The organism is Nocardia neocaledoniensis, assembly GCF_029868625.1.
GTDB classification, from domain to species: Bacteria; Actinomycetota; Actinomycetes; order Mycobacteriales; family Mycobacteriaceae; genus Nocardia; species Nocardia neocaledoniensis_A.
This window is the reverse complement of sequence record NZ_JARWOJ010000377.1, coordinates 36,177-56,028: the sequence shown is the minus strand read 5'-3', so window position 1 is coordinate 56,028 and position 19,852 is coordinate 36,177. Positions and strand designations below refer to the sequence as shown.

At 70.2% G+C, this 19,852-nt stretch carries 23 protein-coding genes; 13 read left to right on the top strand and 10 right to left on the bottom strand.

Translation table 11 applies throughout. The features are described 5' to 3' along the window. The first annotated feature begins 113 nt into the window (after nt 1-113). Nucleotides 114-872 carry a TetR/AcrR family transcriptional regulator gene (locus QH270_RS29560; RefSeq protein ID WP_280347491.1) on the top strand — a complete coding sequence of 253 codons (759 nt, stop codon included), beginning with the start codon at nt 114-116 and terminating at the stop codon, nt 870-872. Nucleotides 873-965: 93 nt separating this feature from the next. Here QH270_RS29560 and QH270_RS29555 read toward each other — a convergent pair whose 3' ends face one another. Beyond that, entirely contained in the window at nt 966-1,160 is a 195-nt protein-coding gene (locus QH270_RS29555; protein ID WP_029903635.1) for a DUF7455 domain-containing protein, read from the bottom strand. A gap of 373 nt (nt 1,161-1,533) precedes the next feature. Here QH270_RS29555 and QH270_RS29550 point away from each other — a divergent pair, with 373 nt between their 5' ends. Genes QH270_RS29550 through QH270_RS29540 form a run of 3 tightly spaced genes read left to right on the top strand, consistent with a single transcriptional unit; the run spans nt 1,534 to nt 3,611 of the window. After that, complete coding sequence (locus QH270_RS29550) at nt 1,534-1,905, top strand: DUF952 domain-containing protein (RefSeq protein ID WP_280347489.1); 372 nt, start codon at nt 1,534-1,536, stop codon at nt 1,903-1,905. A 39-nt stretch (nt 1,906-1,944) separates the two neighbouring features. Next, nucleotides 1,945-2,427 carry a cation:proton antiporter regulatory subunit gene (locus QH270_RS29545; RefSeq protein ID WP_110035701.1) on the top strand — a complete coding sequence of 161 codons (483 nt, stop codon included), beginning with the start codon at nt 1,945-1,947 and terminating at the stop codon, nt 2,425-2,427. A gap of 5 nt (nt 2,428-2,432) precedes the next feature. Next, nucleotides 2,433-3,611 carry a cation:proton antiporter gene (locus QH270_RS29540; RefSeq protein WP_280347487.1) on the top strand — a complete coding sequence of 393 codons (1,179 nt, stop codon included), beginning with the start codon at nt 2,433-2,435 and terminating at the stop codon, nt 3,609-3,611. Here QH270_RS29540 and QH270_RS29535 read toward each other — a convergent pair whose 3' ends face one another. From QH270_RS29535 to ppgK, 3 genes are all read right to left on the bottom strand, one after another. Beyond that, entirely contained in the window at nt 3,612-4,580 is a 969-nt protein-coding gene (locus QH270_RS29535; RefSeq protein ID WP_280347486.1) for an MHYT domain-containing protein, read from the bottom strand. A gap of 246 nt (nt 4,581-4,826) precedes the next feature. Further along, the gene (locus tag QH270_RS29530) at nt 4,827-6,194 is read right to left on the bottom strand and encodes an RNA polymerase sigma factor (protein WP_110035698.1); all 1,368 of its coding nucleotides are present in this window, start codon (nt 6,192-6,194) and stop codon (nt 4,827-4,829) included. A gap of 218 nt (nt 6,195-6,412) precedes the next feature. Then, complete coding sequence (gene ppgK, locus QH270_RS29525) at nt 6,413-7,171, bottom strand: polyphosphate--glucose phosphotransferase (RefSeq protein WP_280347485.1); 759 nt, start codon at nt 7,169-7,171, stop codon at nt 6,413-6,415. Between the two features lie 96 nt (nt 7,172-7,267). Between ppgK and QH270_RS29520 the strand changes: the two genes are divergently transcribed. Then, nucleotides 7,268-8,164, top strand: coding sequence for an inositol monophosphatase family protein (locus tag QH270_RS29520; RefSeq protein ID WP_280347484.1), 897 nt, complete (start codon nt 7,268-7,270; stop codon nt 8,162-8,164). Between the two features lie 12 nt (nt 8,165-8,176). Here QH270_RS29520 and cei read toward each other — a convergent pair whose 3' ends face one another. Continuing rightward, nucleotides 8,177-8,860, bottom strand: coding sequence for an envelope integrity protein Cei (cei, locus tag QH270_RS29515; protein ID WP_280347483.1), 684 nt, complete (start codon nt 8,858-8,860; stop codon nt 8,177-8,179). A gap of 377 nt (nt 8,861-9,237) precedes the next feature. Between cei and QH270_RS29510 the strand changes: the two genes are divergently transcribed. Further along, nucleotides 9,238-9,540, top strand: coding sequence for a DUF4193 domain-containing protein (locus tag QH270_RS29510; protein ID WP_110035695.1), 303 nt, complete (start codon nt 9,238-9,240; stop codon nt 9,538-9,540). 16 nt (nt 9,541-9,556) lie between these two features. On the opposite strand, the gene QH270_RS29505 is transcribed toward QH270_RS29510, so the two are convergent. Then, on the bottom strand, nt 9,557-10,033 hold the full coding sequence (locus QH270_RS29505) for a DUF3093 domain-containing protein (protein ID WP_280347564.1): 477 nt from the start codon (nt 10,031-10,033) through the stop codon (nt 9,557-9,559). 133 nt (nt 10,034-10,166) lie between these two features. On the opposite strand from QH270_RS29505, the gene dut reads away from it, so the two are divergent. Together dut and QH270_RS29495 are read left to right on the top strand one after the other, a co-directional pair. Beyond that, nucleotides 10,167-10,637, top strand: a complete 471-nt coding sequence (dut, locus tag QH270_RS29500; RefSeq protein WP_280347481.1) for a dUTP diphosphatase — start codon at nt 10,167-10,169, stop codon at nt 10,635-10,637. 5 nt (nt 10,638-10,642) lie between these two features. Continuing rightward, on the top strand, nt 10,643-11,545 hold the full coding sequence (locus QH270_RS29495) for a DUF3710 domain-containing protein (protein ID WP_432420449.1): 903 nt from the start codon (nt 10,643-10,645) through the stop codon (nt 11,543-11,545). Between the two features lie 22 nt (nt 11,546-11,567). On the opposite strand, the gene QH270_RS29490 is transcribed toward QH270_RS29495, so the two are convergent. Then, nucleotides 11,568-12,278, bottom strand: a complete 711-nt coding sequence (locus QH270_RS29490; protein WP_280347477.1) for an alpha/beta fold hydrolase — start codon at nt 12,276-12,278, stop codon at nt 11,568-11,570. 78 nt (nt 12,279-12,356) lie between these two features. Between QH270_RS29490 and QH270_RS29485 the strand changes: the two genes are divergently transcribed. The 3 genes from QH270_RS29485 to shbA all read left to right on the top strand — a co-directional run bounded on the left by QH270_RS29485 (nt 12,357) and on the right by shbA (nt 14,275). After that, nucleotides 12,357-12,764, top strand: a complete 408-nt coding sequence (locus tag QH270_RS29485) for an OB-fold nucleic acid binding domain-containing protein (protein WP_280347475.1) — start codon at nt 12,357-12,359, stop codon at nt 12,762-12,764. Between the two features lie 3 nt (nt 12,765-12,767). Next, nucleotides 12,768-13,523, top strand: coding sequence for a DUF3159 domain-containing protein (locus tag QH270_RS29480; RefSeq protein ID WP_432420448.1), 756 nt, complete (start codon nt 12,768-12,770; stop codon nt 13,521-13,523). Between the two features lie 128 nt (nt 13,524-13,651). Next, nucleotides 13,652-14,275 (top strand): RNA polymerase sigma factor ShbA, encoded by a 624-nt coding sequence (gene shbA / locus QH270_RS29475; RefSeq protein ID WP_280347560.1) that lies wholly within the window; start codon nt 13,652-13,654, stop codon nt 14,273-14,275. Between the two features lies 1 nt (nt 14,276). On the opposite strand, the gene QH270_RS29470 is transcribed toward shbA, so the two are convergent. Then, nucleotides 14,277-14,948 (bottom strand): potassium channel family protein, encoded by a 672-nt coding sequence (locus QH270_RS29470; RefSeq protein WP_280347473.1) that lies wholly within the window; start codon nt 14,946-14,948, stop codon nt 14,277-14,279. A gap of 5 nt (nt 14,949-14,953) precedes the next feature. Next, nucleotides 14,954-15,619, bottom strand: coding sequence for a potassium channel family protein (locus QH270_RS29465; protein ID WP_280347471.1), 666 nt, complete (start codon nt 15,617-15,619; stop codon nt 14,954-14,956). 166 nt (nt 15,620-15,785) lie between these two features. Between QH270_RS29465 and QH270_RS29460 the strand changes: the two genes are divergently transcribed. Beyond that, nucleotides 15,786-17,783, top strand: coding sequence for an APC family permease (locus QH270_RS29460; RefSeq protein ID WP_280347470.1), 1,998 nt, complete (start codon nt 15,786-15,788; stop codon nt 17,781-17,783). Further along, entirely contained in the window at nt 17,780-19,126 is a 1,347-nt protein-coding gene (locus QH270_RS29455) for a class I SAM-dependent RNA methyltransferase (RefSeq protein WP_280347469.1), read from the top strand. Before QH270_RS29460 ends, QH270_RS29455 begins: the two co-directional genes overlap by 4 nt. Before the next feature lies 1 nt (nt 19,127). Here QH270_RS29455 and QH270_RS29450 read toward each other — a convergent pair whose 3' ends face one another. Beyond that, nucleotides 19,128-19,796, bottom strand: coding sequence for an SIMPL domain-containing protein (locus QH270_RS29450; protein ID WP_280347468.1), 669 nt, complete (start codon nt 19,794-19,796; stop codon nt 19,128-19,130). Between the last annotated feature and the right edge of the window lie 56 nt (nt 19,797-19,852).

The window sequence follows — 19,852 nt, the reverse complement described above, 5'->3', positions numbered from 1 at the left end:
GGTAGGTGGCCTGAGTGGCGGGCAGGGCGTTCTCCTCTGAACGGGCAACACGAACAACCGAACAACGTACACTGTACTGAGTTTGTTCCCGAGCGCCAGAAAGGACGGAGCCGGTGCCCACCCACGGCGAGGAGAGCCCCACCGCCCAGGCCACCCGGATCGTCGAGCTGCTGTGGCGGCACGCACTACCCGCCAAGCCCGGCACGCGTGGCCCGAAACCCGCGCTCTCGGTCGACACCGTTGTCGCCGCGGGCATCGCCCTCGCCGACCGAGACGGCATCGAGAAGTTGACCATCCGCGCGGTCGCCGCCGAACTCGGCCTGCGCGCGATGAGCCTCTACACGTATGTGCCCAGCAAGGAGGCACTGATCGTGCTCATGGTCGACGCCGTCGCCGCCGACGACCCGCCGATCCCGGCTACCCTGCCGGTCCGGGATCGGATGATCGCGATCGCCACGCGGGTCCGCGCCGAGCTGCTCGCGCATCCGTGGTTGCTCGAGGTCTCGCCGTGGCGGCAGGTGCTCGGCCCGGCCAGGATGCGCCGCTTCGAGAACCAGCTGCGCGCCATCGAGGACACCGGGCTGTCCGACCTCGCCATGGACCGGGCCATCGCCGTGCTCACCGACTTCGCCACCGGCAACGCGCGTCTGGCCGTGGCGGCGGTCGGCGCGGCCACCCAGCTCAGCGATGCCGACTGGTGGCAGGTCCACGGACCGCTGCTGGCGCGGGTGATGCCCGCCGAGGACTTTCCGCTGGCCGGGCGGGTCGGTACCGCCGCCGGTGAGCACTATCAGGCACCGGCCGATCCCGACGGCGCCTTCGCCTACGGTGTGGCCACCCTCGTCGACGGCATCCTGGCCGACGCCCGCTGACCCCGGACACGCGAACAGCGGGCGCCGGAATCCGGTCGCCCGCTGTCGGGATGTTCTGTTGTCAGATGTTGTTGTTTCGGACGCGAGGAGTGGTCAGAGAGCGGGCGCTGATTCCGTGTCGATCACGGCTTCGAGCTCGCGCAAACGGTCCATGTGTTCATTCGCGTGGTGCTGGCAGAAGAGCAACTCGCCACCCGCGGGAAGAACGGCACGCACTCGGGCAGCCGCCCCGCAACGATCGCAACGATCGACCGCGGTCAGTGGGGTGCTGGTCAGGGTTCCTGGCATGACTCCTCCGTCCCGGCTCCCGGCGCTGCGTGGCCGTTCGCCTAGGTGTGGGCCCCGTGGTCACTCCACGTGGCTCGCGTCCGCTACTTCCCAGCAGTGGTACGACTACTTTGTCAGACGATCGGGGTTCAGGCTTTGTTCCCGGAAGTGAATCTTTGTGTTTTCGATAACACGACCTGCGGTTTCGCGGAAAGCGAACAGTCGCTGGTCACCGTCTCGAGCACTCGCCGATCACCCGTGGCGCCGTCTGTCCCACCTCCTAGTCGCTCCTGTCACTCATGGGAGTGATCGCTCGCTGCGGTGTTGCTCGTTACGCGCGATCTTGTGACAGGGTCTTCGTCGTCCGAACCTGTTGTCTACCGGGAGATTACCCGTGATATCCGACACCCACACGCTTGTTCATCTGTGTTCTTCCCAAGAATGGGAGCAGGCCCGCGCGGCCGGGGAACGCAGGCCGCCGTCGCTGACCGAGAGCGGTTTCGTCCACCTGTCGACTCCGGCCCAGGTCCACCTGCCTGCCAACCGGCTCTACGCCGGCCGTACCGACATGATGGTGCTGTGGCTCGACCCCGCCCGGTTCACCGGCGAGGTGAAATGGGAGCCGGGCGTGCCGAGCGATCCCGCGTCGATGCTGTTCCCGCATCTGTACGGTCCGCTCCCGGTCGCCGCGGTGCTCACGGCCGTGCCGTACCCGCCGGGACCCGACGGTGAGTTCACCACGCCTCGGCGTGGCGACGTGGCGTAGACCACAATCGGGCGACCCGGCGGGACTACCCTGGGCAGGGTGAACGTCGACGTCACAGCGCTACCGGGGATCGGAGTGCGCAAGGATTTCGAAGTCAGGTCGGGCCGCCGCGTCGGCGTGGTGGCCCACCGCGACGGCGATATCGACCTGATCGTGTCCAAATCCGACGACCCGGACGCGATCGCCGCCCAGATCCCGCTCTCGACCGACGAGGCGTCGGTGCTGGCGAACCTGCTCGGCGCGCCGCAACTGGTCGCCAAGCTCAACGACGACCATCGCGATCTGCCCGGGATCACCACCCGCCAGCTCGCCGTCCTCGACGATTCCCCCTACGCGGGCCGCACCCTGGGCGAGACCGCCATGCGCACCCGCACCAAGACCTCGATCGTCGCGGTGATGCGCGCCGGTCAGCTGCACCCGTCGCCCGGCCCGGACTTCACCTTCACCGAGGGTGATCTGCTCGTGGTCGTCGGCACCCCGGACGGCCTGGACGCGGCCGCGAAGATCCTCACGCACGGCTGACCGCCGTGACCTCGCAGGCGCTCGCTCTGCTCGAACTCGGCGTGATCTTGTTCGCGCTCGGGATCTGCGCGCGAGTGGCCGGCCGGTTCGGGATGTCGCCGATCCCGCTGTACCTGCTGGGCGGACTGGCGTTCGGGCGCGGCGGGTTCTTCGAACTCGAGGTGGCCACCGAGTTCGGGCACCTGGCCGGGGAGATCGGGGTCGTCCTGCTGCTGTTGCTGCTCGGACTCGAGTACACCGCGCCCGAGCTGATGACCGGCCTGCGGCGGTCGTGGGCGGCGGGCGTGCTCGACCTGGTCGCCAACGCGCTGCCCGGCGCCGCGGTGGCCCTGATCCTCGGCTGGGGTGCGGTCGGGGCCGTGGTGCTCGGCGGCGTCACCTACATCTCGTCGTCGGGGATCGTCGCGAAGGTGCTCGACGACCTGGGCCGCCTCGGTAACCGCGAGACCCCCGTGGTGCTGTCGATCCTGGTGTTCGAGGATCTGGCGATGGCGGTGTACCTGCCGATCCTGACGATGATGCTGGCCGGGCTGAGCCTGCTCAGCGGCCTGGTGTCGCTGGCGATCGCGCTGGCCACGATCTCGGCGGTGCTGATCGTGGCCTTGCGCTTCGGCAGGTTCGTCTCCGCGGTGGTCGACAGTGCCGACCGCGAGGTGTTCCTGCTGCAGTTGCTCGGCGCGGCTCTGCTGGTGGCCGGGGTCGCCTCGGCACTCAACGTCTCGGCCGCGGTCGGCGCGTTCCTGCTCGGGATCGCGATCTCCGGGTCCACCGCGCACGAGGCGGCCCGGCTGCTGGAACCGCTGCGCGATCTGTTCGCCGCGATCTTCTTCGTCGCCTTCGGCCTGTCCATCGATCCGGCCGCCGTGCCGCCGGTGTTCGGCTGGGCGGTGGCGCTGGCCGTGGTCACCACCGGCACCAAGATCGCCGTCGGCTGGTGGGCGGCGAGCAGGCAGGGGATCCGGCGGATGGGGCGGGCCAGGGCGGGCGCCGCGCTGGTGGCGCGTGGCGAATTCTCCATCGTCATCGCCGGTCTCGCGGTCGCCTACGGCAAGGCCGACGCGCGGCTGGCCGCCCTCGCCTCGGCCTATGTCCTGCTGATGGCGATTCTCGGGCCCATCGCGGCCAGGATCGTCGAGCCCGTCGTCGAGTTCGGCAGGGGCCGAACGGGTCTGGCGGCGAACTGATCAGTCGACGATGCGGCGCGGCCAGGCGCCGACACCCTCGTAGGCCAGCTGCTCGGTGCGGTACTCGACCCGCTCGCCCGGGAGCGGAACGGGCATCGGCGCTCCGTGCGCCGGTTGCTGAGCGGGCATCGGCGCAGGCATCGTCGGGGCCACCATCGGCGCGGCGGCCGGGGGCGCCGGCTGGGGCGACCGGGTGCGCGGCTTCGGCTGATGCCGGGAGGTGAGCCACATCCGCGGCAGCGCCTCCTCGTTCTCGATCTCGGTGAGGCTCACGCTGATCAGCACCAGCATGGTGACGATGCTGCTCACCCCGATCAGCGGCGCCAGCAGATCCATCGCGCCCGATCCCGAGGGCGGCGCGGCATGGTGGTTGGCGTGGGCGTGCATGGCGGCCATGCCGGTGTAGTGCATGCCGGTGACGGCGACACCCATGATGATCGCCGCGCCCACGGTCGCCAGAAAACCCTTGACGCGCAGGGTGAACCAGAGTGCCACGATCGAGGCCACGACCGCGATCACCATCGACAGCGTGACCAGGCCGGCGTCGTAGGTCACCGTCGCCGTCGACTTCATCGCGTACATGCCGGAGTAGTGCATGGTGCCGACGCCGAGGCCGGTGATCGTGCCGCCGCCCAGCAGCGAACGCAGCGTGGGCTGTGGCTTGTTGACCATGAACAGCCCGATCCCGACGACCACCATCGCGGTGATCGCGCTGAAGAGCGTGAGCGGGATGTCATAGCGGATCTCGCTGCCGCGGATGGTGAATCCGAGCATCGCGATGAAATGCATGACCCAGATGCCGGTTCCGCCGATCGCGATCGCGGCGCCGATCAGCCAGCCGACGCGGCCCTCGACCGCGTTGCGGCCGCGAGCGGCGCACTGCAGACCCAGCAGGCAGCCCGTGACGGACATGAAATAGGCGAGAACAGGGGTGATCCAGCCGTAGCTGAAGTGATAGATGTCGAGCACGCCGCGAAACCCTCAATGCCGAATACCGCAGCCGGGCGGCGGTAGAACGAAAAGCTTGGTGCCCGACGATACGGGCCGGATCGTGAATTCGGAGTGTTCGCAGTGCGATTCGCCGGTGTGGGTTTGATCACGAAACGGTTACCGCGTCCGGTTTATTGGGAATACCAACCGCTCGGCATTCTCATTCGGAAACAAAAAGAGGCCCGGTCCCATCCGAGGATGGAACCGGGCCTCGCGCGCTGGGCGCTAGTCGAGGTAGTCGCGCAGGACCTGCGAGCGGCTCGGGTGGCGCAGCTTGCTCATCGTCTTCGACTCGATCTGCCGGATGCGCTCACGCGTGACGCCGTAGACCTGGCCGATCTCGTCGAGGGTGCGCGGCTGACCGTCGGTCAGGCCGAAGCGCAGCCGGACCACGCCCGCCTCGCGCTCGGACAGGGTCTCCAGCACCGACTGCAGCTGATCCTGCAGCAGGGTGAAGCTCACCGCGTCGACCGCGACGACGGCCTCGGAGTCCTCGATGAAGTCACCGAGCTGGCTGTCGCCCTCGTCGCCGATGGTCTGGTCCAGCGAGATCGGCTCACGCGCGTACTGCTGGATCTCGAGGACCTTCTCCGGCGTGATGTCCATTTCCTTGGCCAGCTCCTCCGGCGTGGGCTCACGGCCCAGGTCCTGGAGCAGCTCGCGCTGGATGCGGCCGAGCTTGTTGATGACCTCGACCATGTGCACCGGGATGCGGATGGTGCGGGCCTGATCGGCCATGGCGCGGGTGATGGCCTGCCGGATCCACCACGTCGCGTAGGTCGAGAACTTGTAGCCCTTGGTGTAGTCGAACTTCTCGACCGCGCGGATCAGACCCAGGTTGCCCTCCTGGATCAGGTCCAGGAACGCCATGCCGCGGCCGGTGTAGCGCTTGGCCAGCGAGACGACAAGGCGCAGGTTGGCCTCGAGCAGATGGTTCTTGGCCCGGTTGCCGTCGCGCACGATCCAGTTGAAGTCGCGGCGGGTGGTGACCGAGAGCTTCTCGCCCGCCTCGGCGAACTCGCGCATCTTCTCCGCGGCGAACAGGCCGGCCTCGATCCGCTTGGCGAGTTCGACCTCCTCTTCCGCGTTGAGCAGCGCGACCTTGCCGATCTGCTTGAGGTAGGCGCGCACCGAGTCGGCGGAGGCGGTGAGCTCGGCGTCCTTGCGGGCCTGCCGCAGCGCCTCGGACTCCTCCTCGTCCCACACGAAATCGCCGGAGGCCTTGTCCTTCTCGGACGGTTCCTCGGTCTCGGCTTCCTCGGCGGTGTCCTCGGCGACCTCTTCGACGAGCGCGTCGCCGTCGGTGAGTTCGTCCTCGGAGACCTCGAGATCGCCGAGATCGTCGAGTTCGATCGACTCGTCGTCGAGCTGCTCGGCGCCACCCTCGGCCGCGGTCGCCTTCTTGGCGGCGGTCTTCTTGGCCGGAGCTTTCTTGGCGGCAGCCTTCTTCGCCGGAGCCTTCTTGGCAGCGGCCTTCTTCGCCGGGGCCTTCTTGGCGGCGGCCTTCTTGGCCGGAGCCTTCTTGGCCGGGGTGGTGGCGTCGGCGTCGGCGTCGGCCGAGTCGGCGGTCTGACGGGTATTCGTGGCTACCACGTACGCCCTTTCGTGACGGTCTCGTGCGGCGTCACGCCAGAGTGATTTTCCGGCGGAGCGGTCGGTCGGGTTGCACCGGCGGTGCGTCGGTCGGCGGGCGACCGGCTGCGGCCGGAAGGTTTCACCGGCTCACCGCCGGACGTGTTCCATTGTAACGATCCAACCAGGGTACTCATGGCACGATGCCACCGAGGCGTTGCGTCGCCCCGCGCGCCGGGCTACGGTGCGATGCCACCGTCGATGGCCATCGCCGCGCCGACGATACCCGCGGTGTTCTTCAGAACGGCCGGAATCACCGGAGTTCGGTTGGTGAGCAACGGAATCCACTGCTCGTGGTCCCGGCTGATACCGCCGCCCGCGACGATCACCTTCGGCCAGAACAGGTCCTCGAGGTGGCGCAGGACCGTGCTCACGCGCTGCGCCCACTGCGGGTAGCTCAGCTGTTCGCGGTCCTTCACCGAGGCGGCGGCCAGGTGCTCGGCCTCGGCGCCGTCGACCACCAGATGCCCCAGCTCGGAGTTCGGCACCAGGGTGCCGTTGTAGAGCAGCGCCGAGCCGATACCGGTGCCGAAGGTGAGCAGCAGGGTGAGGCCGTCGAGGTCGCGGGCGGCGCCGTAGGTGTCCTCGGCAAGGCCCGCGGCGTCGGCGTCGTTGAGCACCGTCACCTCGCGCCCGCCCAGCGCCTTGGCGAACAGGGCCCGCGCGTCGGTGCCGATCCAGCCCGGATCGATGTTGGCGGCGGTCCTGGCGTGGCCGTCGAGGACCACGCAGGGCATGGTCAGGCCGACCGGGCCGTCCCAGCCCGCCTGCGCGACCAGTTCGGCGACCGCGCCCGCGACGGCGTCCGGGGTCGACGGCTGCGGTGTGGCGATCTTGATCCGGTCGTGGGTCAGCAGGCCGGTGGCCAGATCCACCTGCGCGCCTTTGACGCCGCTACCGCCGATATCGATGCCGAAGGCGTGCCCTCGAGCAGACATGGTTCAACCCCTCGCTGGTCCGGTCGATGTGCCTGACAAAGAGTAGCGGGTGTCACGTTCCGGGCGAGCCGACCCGGCATGTGATGGCATGGAGTAGTGCCCGAACACACGAGCTCCGAGACCATCGCCCCCACCGTCGCCGCCGATCACGACGAATTGCGTTCGCTCGCCGTGGAACTCGCCGAAGCCGCGGCCGCGCACGTGCGTGCCCGCAGACCGGAGGTGTTCGCCGCGGACGGTCCCGCCGCGGGCGCCGTCGCGACCAAGGGGCACGTCACCGATCCGGTCACCGTCGTCGACACCGAGTCCGAACAGCTCATCCGCGCGCTGCTCGCCGAGCGCAGGCCCGCCGACCCGATCCTCGGAGAGGAGGGCGGTGGTGATGTCGGCGCGAGCGCGGCGGGGGCCGTCACGTGGGTCGTCGACCCGATCGACGGCACCGTCAACTTCCTCTACGGGCTGCCCGGCTACGCCGTGTCGGTGGCCGCGGTGCGCGACGGCAGGCCGGTGGCGGGCGCGGTCGTCGACGTGGCCGCCGCGACGACCTACAGCGCCGCGCTCGGCGGCGGCGCCCACGCCGTGCGCGCCGACGGCACCCGCACCAGGCTGCGCTGCGCGCGCGAGGATTCGCTCGCGGTGGCGCTGATCGCGACCGGGTTCGCCTACGGCCCCGCGCGCCGCGCGAAGCAGGCCGAACTGCTCGCGGCGATCCTGCCGGAGATCCGCGACATCCGTCGGCTCGGCGCGGCCGCGATGGACCTGTGCCACGTCGCGGCGGGCGAACTCGACGGCTATTACGAACACGGCCTCAATGCCTGGGACTGGGCGGCGGGCGCGCTGATCGCCGCCGAGGCGGGCGCGGTGGTGCGGGTCCCCGACGTCACCGTGGGTGGTGCCGCCGGGGAGCTGACGGTCGTGGCGGCGCCCGGTGTGGCCGCCGACCTGTCCGGGCTGCTGACGCGGGTCGGCGCGACCGCCGCGCTGCCCGACTGAGCCGGCGGGCCGTCAGCACTGGACGGTGCGGGCGGCCTCGAGCAGGTCGGGATCGATCGAGGACGAGCTCGCCCCCGGCGCGAGATTCTTCAGGGCCCGCAGCACGGCCTCCGCGTCGGCGCCGGGGCGCAGCGACTCGCCGAAGCCGAGGCCGAGGACCAGGTCGACGCTGTCGTCGGTGCGCGGATCTTCGATCAGCTCGGCGCACGGCGCGGCCAGCTGCACCGAGGCCGCGGCCGGCCTGCCGTTCACGCCGAAGCGGATCTGGCCGGTGCAGTTGAGGTCACCGTTGACGTAGACCGGATCGTTACCGACTTGTGTCCCCGGCGCGCTCGCGAAGCCGAGGTCGCCCAGCGCGGTGGCGATGTTGCCCGCCTGCCCGCTCTTGCCGTTGGCGTTGAACACGCGCACCTTGGACTCCGACAGGGCCGCCGGGTCGACGTCGTCGAGGCGGCTCGGACCCACCCGGGTGCCCAGCGGCGCGGGCTGGGCCGCGTTGGTGGCCGTCGGGGTGCTCGGCGCGTTGCAGGCCATCGGCTCGTTGCTGTCGTCATGCGTGCGAAACGCCGTGATCCAGACGAACAGGCTCACCAGAGCCAGCACGAGGACGAGCGCGAGCCAGAGCTCGGGCCGCCGCCGCGGATAGGGGTTGCCGTCGCGATCGGTCGCGCTGCCTTCGGTGATCAGTGAAACCACGCGCTCACTCTACGAGTTCGGCGGCCACGCGCCCGCGCCGGAGGTCTCGGCGAGTTTCCCGCCAGGTGAAGATTCGTCGTCGGTTTCGACTCGGCCGGGATTTGATTGCGACATTTGTCCGTAGGTCCGCTATTGTCTGGCCGCCCAGATCGAATAAACACCGGTGAAACGGTGCACGGTCGCGGGAACAACCAGGGCATGTCCTGCGTTAACCGAACGCTGTCGGAGTAGATCTTCGCCGATCGACCCTGATAGGCGAGTCGGTGTACGTGTGAGGTGCACCACCGGCGGGGCGGGACGAAGGCCGAATCCCTACGGGGATCTCGGTCGGCGAACCGATCCGGGATATACGGAGTAAGGACTGAGGGGAAGACGACATGGCAACCGACTATGACGCACCGCGGCGCACCGAATCCGACGAAGTGTCGGAGGATTCGCTCGAGGAGCTGAAGGCCCGCCGCAACGAGGCGCAGTCCGCCGTCGTGGACATCGACGAGTCCGATACGGCGGAATCGTTCGAGCTTCCCGGCGCGGACCTGTCCGAGGAAGTACTCAGCGTTCGGGTGATCCCGAAGCAGGCGGACGAGTTCACCTGTTCGAGCTGCTTCCTCGTGCACCATCGCAGCCGCCTGGCCAGCGAGAAGGGCGGCCAGCTGATCTGCATGGACTGCGCGGCATAACGAGAAGAGACGAGGGTCAGCCCGCGCTCGGGAGTCCGAGCGCGGCCAGGACCCGTTCGGGCCTGCGCGTACTGATCAACCAGTACGGCGTCGGGTCGTCCGGGTCGTCGAGCACCAGCAGCGCCATCGGCCCGATCCAGGCGCGATGCTGGACATACGCGGCGGGGTCGAGCTGACGCCCCAGCGCCGCGCTCTTGGCCGTCGGTGCGACGGCGGCCGCGCGCGCGACGAAGCTCACCGGCAGGTGGGCGCGGTCGACGCGCAGTTCCGCGGCACCGTCGGGCGTGACGGTGACCTCCAGCCGATGCCTGCTCATCCACAGCAGGATCCAGACCGGTACCGGCGCCAGCAGCACATAGGGCAGCCACGCGCGCAGGCCGGGCGCGCCCATGTGGATCTCGGCGGCCAGCAGGCCCGCGATGGCGAAGCCGATCGGCCACCACCACAGCGGCACCCACAGCCGCTCGCGGTAGGGCGAGGGGGCGTGTGTCACCGGCTCGTGGTGGTCGGTGTCGGTGGTGTCGGTGGTCGTCGAACGGGGCTGGTCGGGCACGTGTCCAGAGTAGGCCACCGAGCCGGGGCGGTGACCGCAAGGTCGGCCCCTCGAGCGCGTAGGCTCGACCGATGTGAACGCACTTGCACCGATTCCGCTGCGGCGGCTCGATCCCGGCATCCCTGTGCCGACGCGCGCCCATGAAGGCGACGCGGGCGTCGATCTCTGTACCACCGAGGACGTGATCATCGAACCGGGCGAGCGGGTGCTGGTCGGCACCGGGATCGCGATCGCGCTGCCCGTGGGGACCGTCGGATTGATCCATCCCCGGTCCGGGCTGGCCGCGAAGGCCGGTCTGTCGGTGGTGAACACCCCGGGCACGGTCGACGCGGGCTATCGCGGCGAGATCAAGGTGTGCCTGATCAACCACGACCCGCGCACGGCGATCGAACTGCGCCGTGGCGACCGGATCGCCCAGCTGCTGGTGCAGCGGGTGGAGCTGGTCGACTTCGCCGAGGTCGACGATCTCGACGACACCGCGCGCGGAACCGGTGGCTACGGGTCGAGCGGCGGGCACGCGAGCCTGGCCGGCGAGGAGGCGTAATGGGTCTGTTCGGCAAGAAGAAGCGGCGTCACGACGAGGAGGTCGTCGACTACGACGAGCCCCGCTACGACGACGCCGAGGGCTACGACGAGCTCGACGGCTACGACGAGGACGAGTACGACACCGACGAGTTCCCGCGCCCCGACTTCGCTCGCCTCGACTTCGACGACGCGCCCACCGACGAGCGGATCTACGGCAACTTCGATCATCAGCCCGACGCCGCCGCCGGTCCCTACGACATCAGCGAGGTCTCCGACGAGGTCATCGCGCAGCGGCTCGACCTCGGCTCCGTGGTCATCCCGCTGCCGCCGGGCGGTCAGCTCCAGGTGGAGATGAGCCCGGACGGCACCCCGCAGGCGGTGCACCTGGCCACCGAGCACGGCAGGCTCACCGTCTCCGCCTACGCCGCGCCGAAGTCGGCCGGGCAGTGGCGCACCGTGGCCGCCGATCTGGCCGAGTCGCTGCGCGCCGACGGCGCGAGCGTCGCGGTGGAGAAGGGGCCGTGGGGTCGCGAGGTCAAGGCCATCACCGAGGGTGCCGATCTGCGTTTCATCGGTGTCGACGGTCCGCGTTGGATGATCCGGCTCGTCGCGGCGGGCCCCTCGGGCGCCGTCGACGATCGGAGCCCGCTGATCACCGCGGCCCGCGCGGTCCTCGCCGACGCCGTGGTGCGCCGGGGCTCCGAGCCGCTGCCGGTGCGTGACCCGCTGCCGGTGGTGTTGCCCCAGGAACTGGCCGAGCAGCTCGCGGCCGCCCACCAGCAGCAGGTCCAGGCGCAGCAGCAGGCCATCGCCGCGCAGGCCGCGGCCGCGCAGGCGGCGCCCACCTCGGCGCTGCCGCCGAAACTGCCCGACGAGCCGCGTCGCGGCGCCGACGGCTCGGCCATGCAGCAGCTCGGCCTGAACTAGGGCCGCACGCGGCCGGTTCCGTCTACCAGGCGGCGCCGGCCGCGGCGAGTTCGGCGAACCCGGCCCGGCCCAGCACCGCCGGATCCGCGCCGAGTTCGGCCAGGGTCACCTTGTGCAAGCGCGCCTGCGGCAGCGTGGCCGCCCACTGCTCGGCCACCGCGATCGGGTGCACCGGGTCGTCACTCGCGCCGACGACCGCCACCGGCACCTCGACGCGCGCCAGCAGGTCGGTCGTCGGCCAGGCGTAGGCCGCCGCCTCCTCGAGCGCGTCGGGCAGGTGTGGCCACTGCCCGCGCCAGGACTGGGTGAGCGCGTCGGCCAGCCAGGGCGGGCTCGAGGCGCGCATGCGGGCGATCACCGCCTCCAGGCCGTCGGCGCGCAATTGCCCGGCGGTAACCGAGGCGCTCGACGCCGCTGGGCAGTCGGCGGTTTCGGCGCCGGTCCACGCGGGTAATGCTGTGATGACACCGACCACCGCGGTGCGGCTCTCGGCAGCCCAGTCGAGCGCGATCGCGGCACCGAGTGAAATGCCTGCGGCCAGGACCGGACCGCGTGCCGCCGCGGCGTCCAAAGCCGCGGTACAGCTCGCGATCACGGCCCGCGGATCCGGCTCGACGGCCTGGAACGACAGACCGGCGGCGGCCGCCGCGGGACCGAAAGCCCGTGCGGCGAAATCGGCATCGGAGCCGGTTCCGGGCAGGGCGACCACGGTGACCTGGGGTGGGGTGCACATCACGGACCGAGCGTAGCGGCCGAGGTGTTTGCCCAACTACAGTGGCGGTGTACGGCCAACTAGCGGGAGAAGCGTGCCATGTCGTCATCCACGGGCGGACGCAAGTCGGGATCGGGTCCGGACTCGGGATATTTTCGTCGACTCGGTCGCCGTCTGACCGCCGACATCGATCAGCTCGACGCCGAGGAACTGGCGGAGACCGCCGACGCCTCCGGCGCCCGGCGCGCCGCCGACTGTTGTCGCGGCGAGGAGGCCACCATCCTCGGCAGGCTCCGCAGTGTCGAGGCCTGTCCGAAGGCGGCCGGTGCCACGGTGCAGGCCGAGTTCTTCGACGGCACCGACGCCATCACGCTCGTCTGGATCGGGCGCAGGCGCATCCCCGGGATCGAACCGGGCCGGCGCATCATGGTCCGCGGACGCGTGGGTGACCGCGACGGCCGCAAGGTGATCTTCAACCCCTACTACGAATTGCGCGGGAACAGCTGACGTATGCCCACCAGCGACGAGTACCACCCCGCCGCGGACTCCGAACCCACGGTGGTGCTCCCCGTGGCGACCGGCATCCCGGCCGACCCGGTAGATCCCGCCGTCGACGGTGAGGTGGCCCGCACCGAGCAGACCCTGCTCGAGCAGATGGGCGGCTTCAGCGGCCTGATCTACTCCACCCTGCCCGTGCTGGTGTTCGTGCCCGTGAACACCGTCGCGGGGCTCACGGCGGCCATCTGGGCCGCTTTGGGGGTGGCCGCGGGCGTGCTCGTGTGGCGGCTGTACCGCCGCAGCCCCGTGCAGCCCGCGATCTCCGGCTTCCTCGGGGTCGGCGTCTGCGCGTTCATCGCCTACCGGATGGGGGAGGCCAAGGGGTTCTTCCTGTTCGGCATCTACACCAGCCTCGTGTACGCGGGCGTGTTCGCGTTGTCGATCCTGTTCCGGTGGCCGCTGGTGGGGGTGATCTGGGGCGCGCTCAACGGGCACGGTACGGGCTGGCGGGCCGACAAGCGCATCCGCAAGCTCTACGACCTGGCCACCATCGTGTGGGTGGTCGTGTTCGGCGCGCGCTACCTGGTCCAGTCCCAGCTCTACGACACCGACCACACCACCTGGCTGGCGGTGGCCAGGATCGGCATGGGCTGGCCGCTGACGGCGGTCGCCCTGGTGATCACCGTCTGGGCGGTGCGCCGCGCCGGTCACCTGCCCGTCGAGAAGAGTGATTCCGCCGCTGCCCGAACGGATTCGGCGCGCGCCTGAAGGGTGCGCGCGGGGGCGCCGGAGGTGGGGAAGTACCCACCCTGGGGTGTCTGGTAGCCAGGTCCGGATCGTCGCACGATCAATGCGTAGGAGAAATCGCAGTGATCGTGAGAGGACCGGCGACCATGATGGCTACCGAGCATCGCCCCCGCGGCGCATCGAAGAACACGACCGCCGCCGTGCTGTCGGAGAGCAAGCGCATCGGGGCCGAACTCGACGCCCTCATCGCGCCCGCCGCGGCCGGTGATCGCGAGGCCATCGCCGAGATCGTGCGCCTGGTGCACCCGCTGGTACGGCGGTACTGCTCGTCCAGGATGGGCGCCACCGGCCATCTGACCGTCACCGCCGACGATGTCACCCAGGAAGTGCTGATGGCCACGGTCAGCGCGATCCCGCGCTACCGCGACCAGGGGAAGTCGTTCCTGGCGTTCGTCTACGGCATCGCCGCCAACAAGGTCTCCGACGCGTTCCGCCGCGCCAAGCACACCGCCTACCCGGTGGCCGACGTGCCCGAGACCGCCTCCGGCGCCGCGGGACCGGAGGACTGGGCGCTGGCCATGGAACGGCGCGCGGCCACCCACGAGCTGATGTCCGGGCTGGCCCCGAACCATCGCGAAGTGCTGGTCATGCGGATCGTGCTCGGCTGGAGCGCGGCGCAGACCGCCGAGGCCATCGGCACCAGCCCCGGCGTCGTGCGGGTGATGCAGCACCGTGCGCTGAACAAGTTGCGCGCACAGCTGAAGGCCGCCTGAGCTACGGCTTGATCCCGTGCGTGGCCAGGGTCAGGCGCAGGTCTTCCTCGGCCTCCACCGAGGTGACGAACAGCAGCTCGTCCTCGCCCTCGAACGGGTCGTCGGGCTGCGGCACGATCACCCGGCCGCCGCGCAGGATCGTCACCAGGGCGGTATCGCGCGGCATCGACAGTGTGCGCACGGGTTTGCCCGCGAGCTGGGTGTCGGCGGGCAGGGTGATCTCCACCAGATTGGCCTGGCCCTGCCGCAGCGTCATCAGCCGCACCAGATCGCCCACCGACACGGCTTCCTCGACCAGGGAGGCCAGCAGCCGCGGCGTCGAGACCGCCACGTCGACGCCCCAGGACTCGTCGAAGAGCCATTCGTTGCGCGGATCGTTGACGCGCGCGACCACCCGGCGCACACCGAACTCGGTCTTGGCGAGCAGGCTGTGCACCAGATTGGCCTTGTCGTCGCCGGTGGCCGCGATGACCACCTCGTAGGTCTCGAGTTCGGCGTTCTCCAGCAGCGACAGCTCGCAGGCGTCGGCGTGCACCCAGACCGCGTCCGGGATGGCCGCGGGATCGATGTGATCGAGCTGACGCTCGAGCAGCATCACCCGATGCCCGCCCCGCAGCAGTTCCCTGGCGATCGAGCGCCCGACGGCGCCCGCTCCGGCGATGGCAACCTTCATCTCGATCAGTCCTCGCTAGCCGGGGGCTTGGCGGCCAGCGCGACCGTCTCACCGACACTGCCCGATGTCGCCGCGACGTACACCACGTCCTCGGCCTGCACGATGGTCTTGGCCTCGGGCAGCAGGCCCCGGCCGAAGCGCAGCACGAACGCCACCCGCACCCCGAGTTCGCGCTCCAGGTCCCGGACCGTGCGCCCGGACCAGTCCTCGTGCAGGGTGAGCTGGGTGATCGCCACCGCGCCCGTCGGATCGCGCCAGGTGGTGGTCGAGTTGTCGCCGATGAGGCTGCGCAGGAACCGGTCGGTGGTCCACGGCACGGTCGCGATGGTCGGGATGCCGAGCCGCTCGTACACCTCGGCGCGTTTGGCGTCGTAGATCCGGGCCACCACGCGCTCGACGCCGAACATCTCCCTGGCCACCCTGGCCGAGATGATGTTGGAGTTGTCCCCGGAGGACACCGCGGCGAAGGCGTCGGCGCGCTCGATTCCGGCGCGGGTCAACACATCCCGGTCGAATCCGACGCCGACCACTTCCTGCCCGGTGAAACCCTCACCCAACCGGCGGAACGCGCTGGGATCGCGGTCGATCACCGTGACCTCGTGGCCGACCCGGACCAGGGCGCGCGCCAGCGACGAGCCCACTCGTCCGCACCCCATGATCACTACGTACACCGTGCACCCTCGTTCCTGGCCGTGGCATCCCGGCATGGACCGTACCCGCCGGATGTCCCCTCGGCCATTTTCCCCTCGCCGGGGCCGCACAAACAATCACGACACCCGCGCCGGTGCGTCGAACGTGGGCGCGAACCGGCCGATGAACTGCTCTATGCTCAGCCCGGTGTCCAAGTTGACGACGGCAGCCAAGCGATTGCTGCTCGGCAGGCCGTTCCGCAGCGATTCGCTGGGTCATACCCTGCTGCCCAAGCGGATCGCGCTGCCGGTGTTCGCCTCCGACGCGATGTCCTCCGTGGCGTACGCGCCCGAGGAGATCTTCCTGGTTCTCTCCGCGGCGGGCATCTCCGCCTACCTGTACGCCCCGTGGGTCGGGCTGGCCGTGGCGTTCGTGATGGCGGTCGTGGTCGCCAGCTACCGGCAGAACGTGCACGCCTATCCGTCCGGCGGCGGTGACTACGAGGTCGCGACGAAGAACCTCGGTCCCAACGCGGGACTGACGGTGGGCAGCGCGCTCCTGGTCGACTACGTGCTCACGGTGGCGGTGTCGATCTCCTCGGCGGCCTCCAACATCGGCTCGGCGATCCCGTTCGTCGCCACCCACAAGGTGCTGTTCGCGGTGGTGGCCATCGCGGTGCTCACCGCCATCAACCTGCGCGGTGTGCGCGAGTCGGGGAAGGCCTTCGCCATTCCGACCTACGCCTTCATCTTCGGCATGGTCGTGATGCTCGGCTGGGGCCTGTTCCGCACGTATGTGCTCGGGGACGACATCCAGGCGGTCTCGGCCGGATTCGGGCTGGAGGCCGAGGACGAGCACCTCTACGGGCTGGCCTTCGCCTTCCTCATCGCCAGGGCCTTCTCCTCCGGCTGCGCGGCGCTGACCGGTGTCGAGGCGATCAGCAACGGGGTGCCCGCCTTCCGTAAACCGAAGTCCCGCAATGCCGCGACCACGCTGTTGCTGCTGGGCAGCATCGCGATCGTGCTGCTCATGGGCATCATCATCCTCGCGCAGAAGATCGGCGTGGTCTACGCCCACGACCCGTCGAATCTGGTCGGCGCGCCCGCGGACTATCACCAGAAGACGCTGATCGCGCAGATCGCCGAGACCGTCTTCCACGGTTTCCCGATCGGCTTCTTCTTCATCACCATCGTCACCGCGCTGATCCTGGTGCTGGCCGCCAACACCGCCTTCAACGGGTTCCCCGTCCTCGGCTCGATCCTCGCGCAGGATCGGTATCTGCCGCGTCAGCTGCACACCCGCGGCGACCGGCTGGCCTTCTCCAACGGCATCCTGTTCCTGTCCGGCGCGGCCATCGCGTTCGTGGTGCTGTTCGGCGCCGAGGTGACCAAGCTCATCCAGCTCTACATCGTCGGCGTGTTCGTCTCGTTCGTGCTGAGCCAGACCGGCATGCTGCGGCACTGGACGCGCCTGCTGCGCACCGAGACCGATCCGGCGCAGCGGTCGAAGATGAAGCGCTCGCGGGTGATCAACGCGATCGGTCTCACCGCCACCGGCGCCGTGCTCGTCATCGTGCTGGTCACCAAGTTCTTCGCGGGCGCCTACATCGCGATCATCACGATGGTGGCGATCTTCATCGTGATGAAGCTCATCCGCAGGCACTACGACTCGGTCTCGCGCGAGCTGGAGGAATCCGAGTGGGATGGTGTGCTGCCCAGCAGAACCCACTCCATCGTGCTGGTCTCCAAACTGCACCTGCCGACCCGCCGCGCCCTGGCCTACGCCCGCGCGACCCGGCCGGACACCCTCGAGGCGATCACCGTCAACGTCGACGACGCCGACACCCGCAAGCTGGTGCGCGAGTGGGAGAACAGCGAGATCAACGTGCCGCTGAAGGTGGTCGAGTCGCCGTACCGCGAGATCACCAAGCCGGTGCTCGAATACGTCAAGCGGGTGCGCAAGGACGCCCCGCGCGACGTCGTCACCGTGTTCATCCCCGAATACGTGGTCGGCCACTGGTGGGAGCAGGTCCTGCACAACCAGTCGGCGCTGCGGCTCAAGGGCAGGCTGCTGTTCGAGCCGGGTGTGATGGTGACCAGTGTGCCGTGGCAGCTGAGTTCTTCGACGCGGGCCAAGCAGGTGGCCGACGTGAACGCGCCCGGCTCGGTGCGGCGCGGGTTCGACCAACCGGGACGTCGGCGATGAGCGATTGGCGCGGACAGGAATTCGAGATCCGGCTCGGGCCGCCAGGGCACGGGGGCTTCTGTGTCGGCCGCCACGAGGGCCGGGTCGTGTTCGTGCGGCACGGACTGCCCGGCGAGCTGGTGCGCGCCCGGGTCACCGAGGACCGTGGCGGCTCGTTCTGCCGGGCCGACGCCGTCGAGGTCATCGAGGCGTCCGCGGATCGGGTGCCCGCGACCTGCCCGGTCTCCGGGCCGGGCGGTGCGGGCTGCTGTGACTTCGCCTTCGCCACGCCCGCCGCGCAGCGCGCCTTGAAGGCGACCGTGGTGGCCGAGCAGCTGCGCAGGCTGGCCGGGGTGGAGCGTGAGGTGTCGGTGGAACCGATCGGCGACGCCGCCGAGACCGGCGGCTGGCGCACGCGGGTGCGGCTGGTCGTCGACGGTGACGGACGCGCCGGGGTGCACCGGTTCCGCAGCACCGCCGTGATCCCTGACCTGCGCTGCCCGCAGCCCGTGGCCGGCGCGCTCGACGGTGTCGCCGATCGGCGCTGGACGCCCGGTTCCGACCTGGTCGTCGCGGTCGACGGTGACGGTGTTCGCCACATCGTGGAGCTGGCCGCCGTACCGGATACCGCGCAGGCCGGCGGCAGGCCGGGAACCCCGCGCGGCGCAGGCCGTGGCCGTGGCCATCGCCCGGCGGGGCGGCGCGGTCCGGTCGGCGACGACCGCGGCGCCGTCCGCGATCGGGCGGCCGCGCGCAAGTCGGCCACCAACGCGCCCCGTGAGGAATGGGTGCTCGCCGGTTCGGGGCGGGCGGTGGAGTACGTCGCCGGGCGCCGCTGGGAACTGGCCGCGACCGGCTTCTGGCAGGCGCATCGCGGTGCGGCGCAACGCTATTCGGACCTCGTCGCCGAGTGGTCCGGGCTGACGCCCGGTGGTCGCGGCTGGGATCTCTACAGCGGTGTCGGCGTGTTCGCCGCGCGCCTGGCCGAGCAGACCGGCCAGACCGGCGCGGTGGCGGCGGTCGAATCGGCTCGCTCGGCGGTCGCCGACGGCACGACCGCCCTGCGTGACCTGCCCTGGCTGGACCTGAGCGCCGACCGTGTCGAACGCTGGGTCCGCAAGGCCTCGGGCACCCCGGATGTCGTCGTCCTCGACCCGCCGCGCGCCGGCGCGGGCAAGGAGGTCGTCGCCGCCGTCACCGACGCCGACCCGCGTCGCATCGTCCACATCGGCTGCGACCCGGCCTCCTTCGCCCGCGACCTCGGCCTCTACCTCGACGCCGGCTACCACCTCGCCGACCTGCGCGCCTTCGACGCCTTCCCGGCCACCCATCACGTCGAATGCGTGGCCCTGCTCGACCGCTGAATCACTCCAGTGCCCAGGTGACCCGCACGATCGCGCCGATCTCGGTCTCGCCGGGCACGACGGGTACCGGCGAACTGGCCTTGGCCATGAGCATCGGGGCGCCCATCTCCGCGCTGATGTCGTAGCCGCGCGGCAGCGGCGTGGCGGTGTCCTCGGTGATCTGCACGACCGCGCCGAGGGCGACGCCCGCGCGGGTGGCGTACTGCTCGGCCTTGGCCTTCGCGTCGTCGAAAGCCGCGTCCCTGGCCTGCGTCAGCAGGGGTTCGGGATCGGCGATGCCGCGCGTCAGGCCGCCGAGGCGCACGTCGTCGCCGCCCGCGGCGACCGCGGCGGCGACCGTGTCGGCGGGGTCGGTGCCGGTGTCGTCGCGCAGCGACACGCTCAGCCCCGAGGAGGCGAGATAGCCGGTGATCTCGCTGCGGCCGTTGTCGGTGTACACGGTCTCGGTGCGCACGCTCAGCCCGCTGGTCGCCATGTCGGCGTCGCTCACCCCGGCGGCGCGCAGGGCGGTGACCACGGCGGCGACCCGATCACCGGCGCGTCCGTAGGCGGCGGCGACGGTGTCGGCGCGTGATTCCACCGACAGCGTGACCCGGATCAGGTCCGGGACGGCACGGACCGTGCCGTGCCCGATCATCGTGGTGCTCGCCTGCCAGGATTTCTTGCCCACCGCGGTACTCCTGTCGGTCGAAGGATGCTGTGCTGCCCAACGTCTCGGGGCGGCCC